Origin of the sequence: Henriciella marina DSM 19595 (assembly GCF_000376805.1) — a bacterium.
In the GTDB taxonomy this organism is placed as follows: domain Bacteria; phylum Pseudomonadota; class Alphaproteobacteria; order Caulobacterales; family Hyphomonadaceae; genus Henriciella; species Henriciella marina.
On the sequence record NZ_AQXT01000002.1, the window covers coordinates 2,267,417 to 2,280,267 of the forward strand.

Genomic DNA, 12,851 nt, shown 5'->3' on the forward strand with positions numbered 1-12,851 from the left:
CAGACGCTATGGTGTATGAAGTGATCAGGATGAGAACAATGTATATGAAACGCGCCGCAATTCTGTTTCCGGGTCTTCTGGCCATCGCCGCCGCTTGCACGCCGACCGTGCGCGTTCAGGCCCCGACAGAACCGATCACAATCAATCTCAACGTCAAGGTCGAACAGGAAATCCGCGTCAAGCTCGAAAGAGAAGTCGAAGACCTGATCGCCTCCAACCCGGACATCTTCTAGGTCCAAGGAACCGAGCTCAAATGGCTAGCATTTTCCGTATCGCAGTTTCAGCGCTGTTTCTGGCTGGCGCCGCAATCGTGTCGACCGCGCCCGCCATGGCCGCCAATCCTGAAGTCGAAGCCGCCAAGGATCAGGGCGTTATCGGTGAGCGCATTGATGGCTATCTCGGCATTGTCGAGGGTGGCGCAGACCCGTCTCTGGCTCGCCTTGTTCAGGACATCAATAATCGTCGCCGCGCCGCTTATGGCGAAACGGCTGACCGCACCGGGACGACACCGCAGCAAGTGGCCCGTGTCACGGGTGAACGCCTGATCGAGCAGGCCGAACCTGGCGAATACATCATGGATGACAGCGGAAGCTGGTCGCAGAAGTAAGCCTCAGAAGCCGATGACCCGTACCACCCTCTTTGCCATTATCACCGCGCTCGGCGTGCTCGTGCTCGCCGGCGCGGGTGTCTACATGATGTGGTCGCAGCTTGGCGTGACGATGAGCGTGCACGGCTGGATCGCATATGGTCTCGGCGCGCTTGCAAGTATCGCCTTGTCTGTCGGCCTTTTCTGGCTCGTCTTTCACAGCTCTCGCAGCGGCCAGGATGATATTGACCGCCCGGAAGACCTCGACGGCTGAGCTCTGCGCTGAACAAGAGGCGTCAGATCGCGCCGAATCAGCTAGATTCGCCGCAATTCGCGAACAGCAAGGGGCCTTCCATGCAAGCCACCATCGAGCCGGCGCACCTATCCGCCTATATCGCCTCTCGCATCTGTCATGATCTGGTCTCGTCGGTCTCCTCGATCACGAACGCGCTCGATTTCATGAATGAGCCTCAGGACTCGGAGATGCGAGCCCAGGCAGAGAAACTGCTTCATGACGGGGCAGATAGCGCCGCACGTAAGCTGAAATTCCTGCGCTACGCCTTCGGGTCGGTTGGCCTCTCCAATGGCGCCGCTGATATCCACGATGCCAAGCAGATCACGGCAAGCTTCGTGGCCAGCCATAACAAGCAGCCAGAGCTTAACTGGGATATCGAGACAGAGCACCTCAGCTTTTCCCACGCGCGCCTCATCATGAACATGGTCATGCTGGCGATGGACTGCCTGCCACGCGGCGGCACGATCAACGTAAAAGTTCGCAATCAGGTCGAAGGGCTTGGCATCAGCGTTCATGCCAGCGGCCAGCGCTGCAAGCTGCGCGAGGACACGGCTGATGCCATTGCCGGGACCGAGCCGGAGGAAGGCTGGTCTGCCCGTACCGTGCAGCCACTCTTCACGCGCATCATCGCCGAAGGACTGGGCGGGGACCTCTCGGTCGAGGCTGATGAAGCCGCAATCCTGCTTCGCTCCACCGGCCTGAATGCCGAGGGTTAAACCGCTCATTAACCCGCTCATGACCATTCTGACATGATTGCTAGGCATTCCTTGGGGGTAGCGAGATGAAATCCTGTCTGATCGTCGATGACTCCCGGGTCGTGCGGAAGGTTGCTGGCCGGATTATCCAGGACCTGAAATTCGAGACACGCGAGGCCGGAGACGGCGCAGAGGCGCTGGATGCCTGCCGCGCGAGCATGCCCGATGCGATCCTCCTCGACTGGAGTATGCCGGTCATGAACGGGCTCGATTTCATCCGCGCGCTGCGCCGCGAACATGAGGGGCGCAAACCGGTTGTCGTGTTCTGTTCCACAGAGAATGACGCTGAACATATTGGCGAGGCGATGCGTTCGGGCGCGAACGAGTTCATCATGAAACCCTTCGACGCAGATATCATCGAGAGCAAGTTTGCTGAAGTTGGGCTGATCTAGTCCTCCGACGGGGCACGCAAGGATCAATCACGAAACGGAACGGGCAGAAAACCGGACAGATACGAAATCATGGATGAGACCGTTTACCGCGAAATTGCCGAACTCGCCCGCAAAGGGTCGGGTCAGTACATTCCGCCAACAAAATCCTATCTCATCGAAGCCCGGCTATCCCAGCTCCTGCGGCGCGAGGGGCTCTCCAGCGTCGATGACCTTGTCGCCATCCTGAATGCCCGGCCCGATTCCAAACTTTCACTCGAAGCCGCAGGTGCACTGACCTCCAAGAAGACACGCTTCTTTTCAGAACGAGCAATGCTCGAACGCGTTGTCACATCGATCCTCCCAGAATGCGCCAAGCGCACCACTGAGGGGCGTCTACGCGTGTGGTGCGCAGGTGGGTCGACAGGTCAGGAAGCTTACTCGCTGGCCATTCTGATAAATGAACTTGGCCGCAAGACGCTCGAAGGCGTTCAGGTCGAGATCGTAACGACCGATATCTGCGAAAAGACCAGCGCCTCGGCCCGGTCTGGCATCTTCGGGCATTTCGAAATCCAGAAAGGCCTGTCGGTCCGGCGCATGCTGACACATTTCACGCGTCTGGACACAAGCGAGTGGCAGATCTCGCATGCGATCGCCAGCCAGATTGGCGTGCGCACGCACAATCTCATGCAGCCTGCTGACGGTCTTGGCCGGTTCGATGTTGTGCTCTGCCGCAATGTGATCACCGACATGAGCCGTGATGCACGCACCAAAGTCCTCCTCAATGTCGCGCGCCAGCTTACCGATCACGGCGTTCTGGTACTCGGCGACAAAGAGACAGCCTCTGGCCTGATCGCCGGGCTGGAGCCATCTCGCACCTTCCGGGGCGGCTATATGCGCAATGTCGACGCCAGTGATCTGACAGTCGCGGCCTGATCTACCCAGCCTCTCCGGCTTCGTGTCTGTGCCCATCACCCCACCCGGCACGTCCTGAACTCTCACACCTCCGCACACTTGCCCACTGACGCTTGACAATCACTCATGGCAGTGTACTTTGTTTTTCAAAGTTATTGGAGGTGAAAATGTCTAGAACAGCAACTGATGATCTTGCTTATGTGCGCTCGCTTGCAGAAGCGGGCGCACAGGCCCCCCTTCTCGGCGGCCGCTTCCTCGTCTGGTGGGGCGCTTTGGTGACCGCAGCCTATATCGGCCACTATCTGATTATTAGTGGGATCGGCGGGGTCGGCCCTGAAATGCTTGGCATTCTCTGGACGGTCTTCATTGTACTGGGGCTCGGCGGCTACTTCGCTCTCTCGAGGGCTTTTCCACGCGACAAGCCCGGCCAATCTTCTGAAGGAAACCGCGTGTCGGCCACCGTCTGGATGGCATCGGGATTTGTGCTCGGCAGCTTCTTTGCCGGCGTGACCGTAAAATCCTTCATGAGCGGCGCAGCCTCCTCAGGGTTTATCTGGTCCATCCCGCTCGTTCTGGGGGTCTACGGTATCTCGCAACTTGTCAGCGGTGAGATCGCCAAGGTCAGCTGGCTCAAGATTGCAGGCTATGTCGCGATCGCCTTTGTCGGACTGACGGTCCTCATCATCGACATGGCCGAACTCTATCTGGCCGCCGCATTTGCCGCCGCTCTCAGCGTTCTTTTGCCCGGCATTCTGATGCTGCGCCAGGAACCCTCGGGCGTGGTGTAAGGTCGAAAAGCCATGTCGAATGAAAACCCTTTTGATCACACCCAGATCGACGATGTCATACACGGGCGTCTCCGCCTCGGCGTCATGGCCTATTTATCCTCGGTCAGCCCCGCCATCTTCGGTGAGTTGCGAGACAAGGTCGGTGCCACCGACGGGAACCTCTCCACGCATCTGAAAAAGCTTGAAGAGGCAAGCTATGTCCGGCAAGAAAAGCGCTTCGTTGGAAAGAAGCCACAGACCCGCATCTTTCTGACTGAAGAGGGCCGCAAGGCGTGGCTCGACTGGATCGACAGGATGCGCGGCCTGATGGACGCCGCTGAATAGCCCAGGGCGGACCGAGCTACCGCCTTCAGTATTCCTGTAGACCCGGTTGTTAGAGGTTCAGCCGGGTCTTGCTATTGGGACGCTGAAAAGACAGCTCTGGAGACCGGACATGACCCTGCTCAAGACAATGGCGCTTGGCGCTGCCGCAGTGACCGCCCTCGCACTGCCCGCCATGGCGCAGTATGGACCGCGCGGGCATGGCGCAGGCGTTGGCGGCGACGCTGCGACGATTTATGTGCATCCTGACTTTCGCGGAAAGTCACTGCGGGTCACCGGCCCGATCACGCACCTCCACGAGTACGGCTTTAACGACAAGGTCTCCTCGATCCGCATAGAACGGGGGACATGGGAAGTCTGTGTCGATCCCGACTTTCGCGGACGGTGCGAAATCCTCACCTATCGTGCAGGTGAACTCAATGATTATCGCCTAAACGACAAGATTACCTCTATCAGACCGATTGCACGCCGCCTGGGTGATAATCAATGGCCCGACGGAAGACGCGGACGCGGACGCGGTGACCGTTTCGACCCTCCACCAGGTCACAACCGTGACGCTTACGGCCGCGGCGGACATGGCCGCGGCGATGCGCCCGTTATCCTGTTTGCCGACCCTCAGTTTCGTGGCAACGCCCTGCCTGTCGACGGGGCGATTCCGCACCTCAATGAACTGCGCTTCAATGACAAGGTCTCATCGATTGTGGTCAATAGCGGCGTCTGGGAAGTCTGTACGGACCCGAATTATCGCGGGCGCTGCGAAATTATAGATAGATCTGTCGACCAGACAAATTTCTACCGCCTGAACGACAATATCACGTCCATTCGCCCAGCAGCGCGCGGCTATAGACCCTTCTAGGCTGCGCGAGAGACTTCACGCTTTCCGCTTTGGGACGTAGGAAGCCGCCCATGCCAAAGAAATCTGACTCCGCTCGATTAATCGTTGTCGGTGCGCTTGCTGGCGCACATGGCGTGCGCGGCGACGTTCGCGTCCGCAGCTTCACCGAAGATAGCGATGCAATCTTCGATTACGGCCCCCTTCTCGACAAGGATGGCAAGCCAGTCCTGGTCGCAAAATCCTGGCGCCCGGCCAGCGATCATTTCATCGTCACGCCTAACACCGCGCGCCAGAAAGAAGACTGGGATGCGATGAAAGGCACCACGCTACATGTCAGCCGTGCCGACCTCCCGCCTGCCGACGATGATGAGTTCTACATAGAGGATCTCGTCGGCCTGAAGGCGGTCGGTCCCGAAGGTGAGGTCATAGGACTGGTAAAAACCGTCCAGAATTTCGGCGCGGGCGACTTGCTGGAAATCGAACCCGACGCATCCGGCGACCCCGCCTATTTCGTCCCGTTCACGCTGAAAGATGTGCCCACAATAGACTTCGGCGCATCGACTGTGACGATCCTCGACGCGCAGGTCTGGGCAGATCAGTCCGATCCCCGCAAGGGCTCAGCCGACTGATCTCTTCATGGTGCCAGCCTCAACGGCAAGATCTACCAGATAGGTTTCCAGCTTTCTGCTTTGCGTCTGCAGGTTGAAGCTTTCCAGCGCCAGCGCGCGCCCTGCGTCGCCCATACGTGCGGTGCGCTCCGGGTCAGTCAGCATCCGGGCCAGACGGTCAGCCAGCGCGGCATCATCGCCCTCATCGACCAGATAGCCAGTTTCGCCATCCCTCACGCATTCGGGGATGCCAGCGTGGCGCGTCGCGGCCAAGGCGCAGCCAGACAGCATCGCCTCAATGCAGACGAGCGGCAAACCTTCGGCATCGCCTGATTTTGCGCGTTTCGAAGGCACCACAGCGATACGGGCCTCTGCCCAGTGCGCAGGCATCTCATCTGCCGGGACCCAGCCCGGCAGCTCTGCCTCGATGCCCGCTTCGGAAAGGCTTTCCACCAGGTCCGGTTTCAGGTCGCCATCGCCGATCAGGCGGATGGTCCAGCCATCCAGCGCATCGCCGAGGCGGGCAAGCGCGGCAATCAGCGTGTCGATGCCCTTTTTCTCAGTCCAGCGCCCGGCAAAGACGAGCAGGTTTGTCTTCTCTCCCGGCACAAACCGCGCCGGGTCCGCCGTATTGTGATGCACCTTCATCTTGGCCGTCGGCGCGCCCTTTTCGGCGAGCTCGTCACAGATGAATTGCGAACAGGGCAGGATAAGGTCTGCGTCCCGCCAGAGCTTTGCGCGGCGACGGTTATATACACGCACAAAACTGTCCTTGGTGTTCGTGGTCTTGGTGGCATCCCCGCCATAATAAGTGACGGCCAGCGGCAGGTTCAGCCGGTCTGCCAGCGGCAGGGCGTAAGCGCCCGACTTGCCAAAGCTTGCATGGATGGCAACCGGCTCCAGCGCCTGCAGTGCTTGCTCGAGCTTGGCCGAGATCGTGCCGAGCTGCTTGTAGGCTGCTTCGCCGCCTGCCCCGTGGAGAGAGCCAAGCTCAATGACTTCTGCGCCGTCAGGCACCGGGCCTTTAAGCTCATGACCGATATAGACCGGCTTCAGTGCAGAGAAGGCCGAATAGCCACGAGGGATAAAGCTTTCAGATGGGGTGAAGAGCTTGTCGCAATAGGCGAGAAATCGTCTTTGCCCGCTCATTCAGGTCACCCTCTTTCTGACTGGCGCGTGGCCTGAGTATGGCAGCGCCCCACAACCGTCAAACATGTCTTGGCAGTACGGGTCCCATCGCATAAGACCCGAAGGCTAAAGCCCCAAAGGACACGACATGTCAGACTATCGCCTCTTCGGTGCTGAAACCTCACCCTATTCGATGAAAGTCCGCGCCTTCCTGAAATACAAGGGCGTCGATTTCGAATGGATTGGCCGGTCTTCTGAAAAGGAGCAGGAGTTTCAGTCCCACGCCAAGGCGCCGACCGTGCCCCTGCTCGTTTCATCGGCCCGCGCGCCGAACCAGGACTCGACGGACATCCTGGCTGCGGTCGAGAGCGACCACGCAGAACCATCCTGCGTCCCCGATGACCCGGCCTGCGCGGTGCTCGCGCTGCTCCTCGAGGATTATGGTGACGAGTGGCTCAACAAGATCATGTTCCGCGAACGCTGGGGCCAGAAGCCTGACCGCGACGAAGCGGCCGAGCGCACCATGGAGCAGCTCTTCGACGGCAACCTGCCGCGCGCCAAGAAGAAGACGCGCGACCAGATTGCCAAGCGCATGCGCGACCGCCTCGCGCTGATCGGCATCGAACGCAAGAACGAGAAAGCGCTGAAGACGTCATTCGAGCGCTTCGTTCCACTGCTGAATGCGCATCTGGAGAACAATCTCTTCATCTTCGGGGGGCGGCCATCGGTCGCCGACTTCTCCATCGCCGCGCAGCTATCGCAGATGCTTATGGACCCCACGCCGGGCGCCTTTCTGCGGGACAAGGCCCCCTTCGTGACGGCGTGGTGCGAGCTTATGGACGCGCCGAAAGCCAGCGACGGTTTCAAATCTCTTGAAGAGCTGTCGCCCACGCTGCTGCCTCTGTTCACCGAAGAGCTGTCCAACACCTATCTGCCATGGGCAAAGGAAACGCTGGAAGCTGACATCGCCAAGCAGGACCGCGTCAGCGTCAAGCTGGAAGGAAAGCCCTTCGAACAGGTCACGCAGCGCTATACGGCCACCTCGTTCAAATCTGTCCAGAAGGCTGTGCGCCGCCTCAGCGACAATGAGAGCCTGACCTCATTTCTGAAATCGGCCGGCGCAGACGTCTACTTCCAGAACCCGAACAAGTAGGCTCTCGCCCGCGACACAGACAAAAAGCCCCGGACCAGAGGCCCGGGGCTTTTCTCATTCATGAAGGTCGGCTTCCGCTTAGGCGGCGGACTGCTTCCCGATCAGTTTCGGCTTGGAAGCGCTCTTGTTCGAAGATCCAATTTCGATCTTGCGGGGCTTCTTCGCCTCAGGCAGCTCACGAAGCAATTCGACCCGAAGCAGGCCGTTCTGAAGCGATGCGCCGGTAACGATCACGTGATCGGCCAGCTGGAACCGGCGCAAAAAACCGCGCTCGGCAATGCCGCGATGAAGGTATTGGCGCGCTTCGCCTTCTTCACCGGAGCCTTTCTTGCCAGCGACGGTAAGCAGGTTCTCATTGGTCTCGATTTCGAGATCGTCTTCACCAAAGCCCGCGACAGCGATTTCAATGGCAAAGGCGTCATCGGCGACACGCTCGATGTTATAAGGGGGGTAGCCCTGCGTTCCGTCCAGACGGCTGGCGGAATCGATCAGGCTGGCCATGCGGTCAAAGCCGACCATGGTGCGGTATAGGGGGGTGAGATCAATCGTGCTCATGACAAACAGTCCTCTCTAAGCAACTGTACCCGGCTTGCGCCGGACCATCATTTTCGGTTCCTCTGTCACTCCGGCCCGTTCATCGGCACCGGCAGATTACCGGTTCCGGCCTGCTTGGCAGCACCGGAACATAGTGTATTTGGGAGGCAGGTCCCCGCGTTCAAGGGGCAAATCAGGAGATCGAGATGAACCGCATTATCACTACAAGCCTGCTCGCACTGGCCCTCGCAGCTTGCGGCGGCGCCAATGACGAAGCGGAGATGGAGACCCCTGAAGTCGCCGAGCCAGAATCGGATGCCGGCATGGACGGCGCCGAAACCGGCATGGATGACATGACTGAAAACGCCGCGTATTCTCTGGACGATGCGATGGACGGCACATGGCGCTCGGCTGATGAGCGCGCGCGTGACGAATTCCGCAATCCGGCCGAGACGATTGAATTCTTCGGCGTTGAGGGTAGCGATACGGTCATTGAGGTCTGGCCCGGCGGCGGCTGGTACACCAACATCCTCGCGCCCTGGCTGCACGCAAATGGCGGCACCCTGATCGCCGCCGTTGTCAGCCCGGAGCGGTCTGAGCGCGCCGCTGAGGCCCTTGATGCCTACAAAGCCAACTACGCGCCCTACGCCGATACGTTCGGCGATATCCAGTACACATATTACGACTCTGAATCCGGGGCCTTGGGCGAGCCGGAAAGCGTCGATGCCATCCTGACTTTCCGCAACATCCACAACTGGATGTCCGGCGATCATGCCGACAAATTCTTCAATGATGCCTATGCCGTTCTGAAGCCAGGCGGCGTACTCGGTGTGGTCGAACATCGCCAGCCTTCGGCCCTCAACCAGGACCCATCCGCGCAAACCGGCTATGTCCATCAGGATTATGTCACGCGCCTTGCCGAAAATGCAGGCTTCCAGCTGGAAGAAGCAAGTGAGATCAATGCGAACCCGCAGGACACCGCCGATCACCCGTTCGGTGTGTGGACCCTGCCACCTGTCTCCCGCACCACAGACCGCGACGGCAACACGCCCGAAGGCTTCGACGCGCCGAAGTACCAGGACATCGGCGAGTCTGACCGGATGACCCTCCGTTTTGTGAAGCCAGAGACCGGTGCGGCTCCAGCAGAAGACGCCTCCATCGCAGGATCAGAGGACACGCCGGAGGAATAAATCCGCCGGAACCCGCTTGACCGCCCCTTCTGCACCCGTAGATAGATTTTCTTCTGGAACAGGAGGGGCGTCATGTTTTCAAAAACCATCACAGCCATTGCGGGCCTTGGTCTGTTGGCCATTGCGCCGGCGCAGGCCCAGTCGGAACGGGCTGCTGCGCCTGTATCCATCATGTTTCCTGCGCTGGATGAGTACCTTGCACTCGATGAGGACCAGCGGTCGCATTTCACCATCCGCTATATATTGAGCTCCTTTTCGGGTGAAACGACAGATTTCGATGTCTGGATCGAAACTGACGATGGGCGCGCCCCGATCGAACGCTCGGCCGAGGATATCGTCGACATTGATACGGTCGCACCTTTTCTGCAGAGCGATCCGGTCGTGATGACGACCCTTCCTGAAGGCGATGGGAATCTGACCGTGAAACTGGTTCCGCAGCTGGACCTGACGCGCGAAATCTCCATGGAAGATATCTGCCTTTCTCTGGAACAGGGCCGGGAGGCGCTGTCTGGCAGCGATGGAATAATGGCCGAGTTGTCGCCAACCCTCAAAGGCGTTGGTTTTCTGCTTGAGCCGGGCACGGATGTGAGACTTGCCGGGGGCGACCTCAGCGAAGAATCCCTTCCGAGTGAACAAGGGGATGTCTGGATCGAGCCGTCTGCCGACATGTGCGATTCTGGTGGGGCAATGGTGTTTTCGAAGCCGCCTCTCGATCAAGACTTCAGCCAGTAATCAGCCAGACCCATAATGACCTCCAGGCTGCTATTCCCCACGCGCTTATTCGAGCGCCGGATCTCTGACTCCGGTATTCTAGATGAGCTCGAAGAAAGCTGCTGGATGGTCGAGGACGGCGACAGCGCCGGGCATGCCTGGTGTGAGGAGAAGGGCTATCCTGGCTATACCTCATACGCATCGCTGGACGATCTGCCATCGCGCGCGCCGGCCTTTGCAGATCTGGAAACCCATCTGCTCGACCTTGCCCGTCAGGCAGCGAGCGAACTGGGCTGGGACCTCGAAGATCGCAAGATCGCGCTCGACGCGATCTGGATCAACATTCTCGGCGAAGGCGGCCACCATTCAGGACATATCCATCCCGGCAGCATCCTGTCTGGCACGCTCTATGTCGCCGTGCCCGAAGGGGCGGGCGACATTCGCTTCGAAGACCCCAGGCTAGCACGCATGATGGCGGCCCCGCCATTGCTTGATGATGTCGCGGAAAACCAGCGCCGCTTTGTCTATGTTACGCCGAAGCCCGGTGATATTCTTATCTGGGAAAGCTGGCTACGGCACGAGGTCATGCCCGGCAAAAGTGACGAGCCCCGCATCTCGATCAGCTTCAATTTCGCCTGTTCGCGCTGATCAAACGGCACGTCGGCCTTGACGACAGAGCTGCGCTTTTGCACTGCAGCACAAACTTACACCGTCCTCCTGGAGCGCCGCATGGATATTTCCAAAATCAGCATAGGTCAGAACCCTCCTGACGATTTGAATGTGATCATCGAGGTCCCGCTTGGCGGCGAGCCGATCAAGTATGAGATCGACAAGTCTTCCGGCGCGATGTTCGTCGACCGGTACCTCTACACCTCTATGCGCTACCCGTGTAATTATGGCTTCGTTCCGCACACGCTCAGCCTCGACGGCGACCCGATCGACGTCATGGTTGTTGGACAGCGCGCGCTTGTACCAGGTGCGGTTGTCCGTGCACGGCCTATTGGCGTGCTGCTGATGGAAGATGATGGTGGCGAAGACGAGAAGATCCTCGCTGTGCCGCATCAGAAGCTGACGCGCTTCTATGAGAAGGTGCACAACTACACAGACGTACCGGAAACCCTCGTCGATCGCATCACCCACTTCTTCCAGCATTATAAGGACCTTGAGCCCAATAAATGGGTAAAAGTCCGCGGCTGGGAAGGTGTCGACAAAGCGCGTGAGCTGATCAGCGAGTCCATTGAGCGGGCCAAGAACAGCTAGAAAGCGACTCCAGTTTGGAATTCTCAGTCTGGCTGGCGCTTGTCGGCCTGTTCTTCGCGGGCGGTCTGACACCCGGCCCGGCGGTCATGCTGGTTGTGTCGGCATCGCTGAGATACGGCGTTCGTCCCGCTATGCTGCCCGCGATCGGCGTGTCGACGGCAAACCTCGTCTGGATTGGGCTGGCGGCTACGGGGGCTGCGGCGATCGCCTCCCGCTTTCCGCTGGCTTTCCTCACCCTGAAGCTCGCTGGCCTGGGGTTCATCATCTGGCTGGCGGCGAACCTGGTGCGCGGCGCCACGCGGGACCTTCGCCTGTCGCGGGAGGAAATGCCGAAACGCGCCGCGCTCTTGGGCAAGGGTGTCGGTCTGCAGCTTGCGAACCCGAACGCACTTGTCTTCTTCGGCGCGCTTCTGCCCGGTTTTTTTGATCCGGGCCGGTCGCTGACGCTCCAGATCGCGATCATGGTCGCAACCATAACCGCAAGCGAGATGACCGGCCTCTTCGTCTATGCGGTCGCCGCAGACCGGATGGCGAAGAACTTCTCGGATCCGTCCTTTACGCGCTGGTTCAATATCGGGGCCGCCGCGCTCATGGTCGGCTCTGCAGCCTTCGCGGTCTGGGCGACCAGCCAGCCTTAGGCTTCAATCAGCTCGAACTTGCCGGTTTCCGCGCTGCGCCAGTAAAGCTCGCCAAGCGCAATCGCAAACCATGCACCATGCAGTGACAGCTTGCCTGATGCCACCCGCTCGGAGACGAAAGGGAACGTCATCAGATTGGCAAGCGAGGCTTCAACACCTGCAAACTCCAGTGCCGTCTGCGGATCATCTGGATTTTCGCTCAAAACCTTGTCTCGCGCCTTGTCGAGCAGCTTGACCCATGGGGCGATAAACTCTCCGACAGGATTATGGTCCGCTGCTGAAAGCGACGCTTGTACGCCGCCGCAGCCCCCATGGCCCATGATCACGATATGCTCGACTTCGAGGGCCGTAACAGCAAACTCCAGCGCCGCACTCACACCGTGCTGACCGCCGCCCGTTTCGTAAGGCGGCACCAGGTTGGCAACATTGCGCATGACAAAAAGTTGCCCGGGCGCCGCATTGAAAATGTCAGATGGTTCTGCCCGGCTATCGGCGCACGCAATAAGCATCACGTTGGGGTTCTGACCTTTCCCCAGCGTTTCGTAGAGTTCTGCCTGATCGCAATAGGTCCCGCGCCTGAAGGCGCGATAGCCCTCTATCAATTCCTGTGGTGAACGCATGTTTTCTCGCCTTCTCGTGTGCGTCCGAAATAGGCAAGGCGTGACAGAGGGGCAACGGCAAATCACGCAATCTTTGCTTAAAGCTTCAATCCTTTTGAAAACTCTATTGTATGAGATAAACCTCAGGACAGGGTCGAGGGATTGGG

19 protein-coding genes are annotated in these 12,851 nt (G+C 59.3%); 16 read left to right on the forward strand and 3 right to left on the reverse strand.

Annotated features, from left to right (window positions below; all coding sequences use genetic code 11):
* Positions 1–38: 38 nt before the first annotated feature.
* The 10 genes from F550_RS0111140 to rimM all read left to right on the forward strand — a co-directional run bounded on the left by F550_RS0111140 (position 39) and on the right by rimM (position 5,492).
* On the forward strand, positions 39–233 hold the full coding sequence (locus F550_RS0111140) for a YnbE family lipoprotein (RefSeq protein ID WP_018148638.1): 195 nt from the start codon (positions 39–41) through the stop codon (positions 231–233).
* A gap of 20 nt (positions 234–253) precedes the next feature.
* Entirely contained in the window at positions 254–607 is a 354-nt protein-coding gene (locus F550_RS0111145) for a YdbL family protein (protein WP_018148639.1), read from the forward strand.
* A 13-nt stretch (positions 608–620) separates the two neighbouring features.
* Positions 621–860 carry a hypothetical protein gene (locus F550_RS0111150; protein WP_018148640.1) on the forward strand — a complete coding sequence of 80 codons (240 nt, stop codon included), beginning with the start codon at positions 621–623 and terminating at the stop codon, positions 858–860.
* An 80-nt stretch (positions 861–940) separates the two neighbouring features.
* On the forward strand, positions 941–1,597 hold the full coding sequence (locus F550_RS0111155; RefSeq protein WP_018148641.1) for a histidine phosphotransferase family protein: 657 nt from the start codon (positions 941–943) through the stop codon (positions 1,595–1,597).
* A gap of 65 nt (positions 1,598–1,662) precedes the next feature.
* A complete protein-coding gene (locus F550_RS0111160) occupies positions 1,663–2,028 on the forward strand; it encodes a response regulator (protein ID WP_018148642.1) in 366 nt (121 codons plus the stop codon).
* Positions 2,029–2,097: 69 nt separating this feature from the next.
* Complete coding sequence (locus F550_RS0111165; protein ID WP_018148643.1) at positions 2,098–2,940, forward strand: CheR family methyltransferase; 843 nt, start codon at positions 2,098–2,100, stop codon at positions 2,938–2,940.
* Positions 2,941–3,086: 146 nt separating this feature from the next.
* Positions 3,087–3,707, forward strand: coding sequence for a hypothetical protein (locus F550_RS0111170; RefSeq protein WP_018148644.1), 621 nt, complete (start codon positions 3,087–3,089; stop codon positions 3,705–3,707).
* 12 nt (positions 3,708–3,719) lie between these two features.
* Positions 3,720–4,031: a winged helix-turn-helix domain-containing protein gene (locus F550_RS0111175; protein ID WP_018148645.1), complete on the forward strand. Its 312-nt coding sequence runs from the start codon at positions 3,720–3,722 to the stop codon at positions 4,029–4,031.
* A gap of 109 nt (positions 4,032–4,140) precedes the next feature.
* Complete coding sequence (locus F550_RS18610; RefSeq protein ID WP_018148646.1) at positions 4,141–4,884, forward strand: beta/gamma crystallin-related protein; 744 nt, start codon at positions 4,141–4,143, stop codon at positions 4,882–4,884.
* A gap of 50 nt (positions 4,885–4,934) precedes the next feature.
* Positions 4,935–5,492 (forward strand): ribosome maturation factor RimM, encoded by a 558-nt coding sequence (gene rimM, locus F550_RS0111190; protein ID WP_018148647.1) that lies wholly within the window; start codon positions 4,935–4,937, stop codon positions 5,490–5,492.
* On the opposite strand, the gene F550_RS0111195 is transcribed toward rimM, so the two are convergent.
* Positions 5,481–6,620 carry a glycosyltransferase gene (locus F550_RS0111195; RefSeq protein WP_018148648.1) on the reverse strand — a complete coding sequence of 380 codons (1,140 nt, stop codon included), beginning with the start codon at positions 6,618–6,620 and terminating at the stop codon, positions 5,481–5,483. The two genes, rimM and F550_RS0111195, sit on opposite strands and share 12 nt — an antisense overlap.
* 127 nt (positions 6,621–6,747) lie before the next feature.
* On the opposite strand from F550_RS0111195, the gene F550_RS0111200 reads away from it, so the two are divergent.
* Positions 6,748–7,752 (forward strand): glutathione S-transferase family protein, encoded by a 1,005-nt coding sequence (locus F550_RS0111200; RefSeq protein ID WP_018148649.1) that lies wholly within the window; start codon positions 6,748–6,750, stop codon positions 7,750–7,752.
* 78 nt (positions 7,753–7,830) lie between these two features.
* Here the strand turns inward: F550_RS0111200 and F550_RS0111205 are convergent, their stop codons facing one another.
* Positions 7,831–8,307 (reverse strand): Hsp20 family protein, encoded by a 477-nt coding sequence (locus tag F550_RS0111205; protein WP_026180721.1) that lies wholly within the window; start codon positions 8,305–8,307, stop codon positions 7,831–7,833.
* Between the two features lie 185 nt (positions 8,308–8,492).
* Between F550_RS0111205 and F550_RS17655 the strand changes: the two genes are divergently transcribed.
* The 5 genes from F550_RS17655 to F550_RS0111230 all read left to right on the forward strand — a co-directional run bounded on the left by F550_RS17655 (position 8,493) and on the right by F550_RS0111230 (position 12,085).
* The gene (locus F550_RS17655) at positions 8,493–9,476 is read left to right on the forward strand and encodes a class I SAM-dependent methyltransferase (protein WP_018148651.1); all 984 of its coding nucleotides are present in this window, start codon (positions 8,493–8,495) and stop codon (positions 9,474–9,476) included.
* Between the two features lie 72 nt (positions 9,477–9,548).
* Positions 9,549–10,208, forward strand: a complete 660-nt coding sequence (locus F550_RS0111215) for a hypothetical protein (RefSeq protein ID WP_018148652.1) — start codon at positions 9,549–9,551, stop codon at positions 10,206–10,208.
* A 15-nt stretch (positions 10,209–10,223) separates the two neighbouring features.
* Positions 10,224–10,835 (forward strand): TIGR02466 family protein, encoded by a 612-nt coding sequence (locus F550_RS0111220; RefSeq protein ID WP_018148653.1) that lies wholly within the window; start codon positions 10,224–10,226, stop codon positions 10,833–10,835.
* Between the two features lie 81 nt (positions 10,836–10,916).
* Positions 10,917–11,447 (forward strand): inorganic diphosphatase, encoded by a 531-nt coding sequence (gene ppa / locus F550_RS0111225; RefSeq protein ID WP_018148654.1) that lies wholly within the window; start codon positions 10,917–10,919, stop codon positions 11,445–11,447.
* 14 nt (positions 11,448–11,461) lie between these two features.
* Positions 11,462–12,085, forward strand: a complete 624-nt coding sequence (locus F550_RS0111230; RefSeq protein ID WP_018148655.1) for a LysE family translocator — start codon at positions 11,462–11,464, stop codon at positions 12,083–12,085.
* On the opposite strand, the gene F550_RS0111235 is transcribed toward F550_RS0111230, so the two are convergent.
* A complete protein-coding gene (locus F550_RS0111235) occupies positions 12,082–12,705 on the reverse strand; it encodes a carbonic anhydrase (protein ID WP_018148656.1) in 624 nt (207 codons plus the stop codon). The two genes, F550_RS0111230 and F550_RS0111235, sit on opposite strands and share 4 nt — an antisense overlap.
* Between the last annotated feature and the right edge of the window lie 146 nt (positions 12,706–12,851).

What these genes read in the sequence shown, in the direction of transcription:
- F550_RS0111140 (WP_018148638.1), top strand. Translation starts at nt 39, where the DNA reads ATGTATATGAAACGCGCCGCAATTCTGTTTCCGGGTCTTCTGGCCATC.
- F550_RS0111145 (WP_018148639.1), top strand. Translation starts at nt 254, where the DNA reads ATGGCTAGCATTTTCCGTATCGCAGTTTCAGCGCTGTTTCTGGCTGGC.
- F550_RS0111150 (WP_018148640.1), top strand. Translation starts at nt 621, where the DNA reads ATGACCCGTACCACCCTCTTTGCCATTATCACCGCGCTCGGCGTGCTC.
- F550_RS0111155 (WP_018148641.1), top strand. Translation starts at nt 941, where the DNA reads ATGCAAGCCACCATCGAGCCGGCGCACCTATCCGCCTATATCGCCTCT.
- F550_RS0111160 (WP_018148642.1), top strand. Translation starts at nt 1,663, where the DNA reads ATGAAATCCTGTCTGATCGTCGATGACTCCCGGGTCGTGCGGAAGGTT.
- F550_RS0111165 (WP_018148643.1), top strand. Translation starts at nt 2,098, where the DNA reads ATGGATGAGACCGTTTACCGCGAAATTGCCGAACTCGCCCGCAAAGGG.
- F550_RS0111170 (WP_018148644.1), top strand. Translation starts at nt 3,087, where the DNA reads ATGTCTAGAACAGCAACTGATGATCTTGCTTATGTGCGCTCGCTTGCA.
- F550_RS0111175 (WP_018148645.1), top strand. Translation starts at nt 3,720, where the DNA reads ATGTCGAATGAAAACCCTTTTGATCACACCCAGATCGACGATGTCATA.
- F550_RS18610 (WP_018148646.1), top strand. Translation starts at nt 4,141, where the DNA reads ATGACCCTGCTCAAGACAATGGCGCTTGGCGCTGCCGCAGTGACCGCC.
- rimM (WP_018148647.1), top strand. Translation starts at nt 4,935, where the DNA reads ATGCCAAAGAAATCTGACTCCGCTCGATTAATCGTTGTCGGTGCGCTT.
- F550_RS0111195 (WP_018148648.1), bottom strand. Translation starts at nt 6,620, where the DNA reads ATGAGCGGGCAAAGACGATTTCTCGCCTATTGCGACAAGCTCTTCACC.
- F550_RS0111200 (WP_018148649.1), top strand. Translation starts at nt 6,748, where the DNA reads ATGTCAGACTATCGCCTCTTCGGTGCTGAAACCTCACCCTATTCGATG.
- F550_RS0111205 (WP_026180721.1), bottom strand. Translation starts at nt 8,307, where the DNA reads ATGAGCACGATTGATCTCACCCCCCTATACCGCACCATGGTCGGCTTT.
- F550_RS17655 (WP_018148651.1), top strand. Translation starts at nt 8,493, where the DNA reads ATGAACCGCATTATCACTACAAGCCTGCTCGCACTGGCCCTCGCAGCT.
- F550_RS0111215 (WP_018148652.1), top strand. Translation starts at nt 9,549, where the DNA reads ATGTTTTCAAAAACCATCACAGCCATTGCGGGCCTTGGTCTGTTGGCC.
- F550_RS0111220 (WP_018148653.1), top strand. Translation starts at nt 10,224, where the DNA reads ATGACCTCCAGGCTGCTATTCCCCACGCGCTTATTCGAGCGCCGGATC.
- ppa (WP_018148654.1), top strand. Translation starts at nt 10,917, where the DNA reads ATGGATATTTCCAAAATCAGCATAGGTCAGAACCCTCCTGACGATTTG.
- F550_RS0111235 (WP_018148656.1), bottom strand. Translation starts at nt 12,705, where the DNA reads ATGCGTTCACCACAGGAATTGATAGAGGGCTATCGCGCCTTCAGGCGC.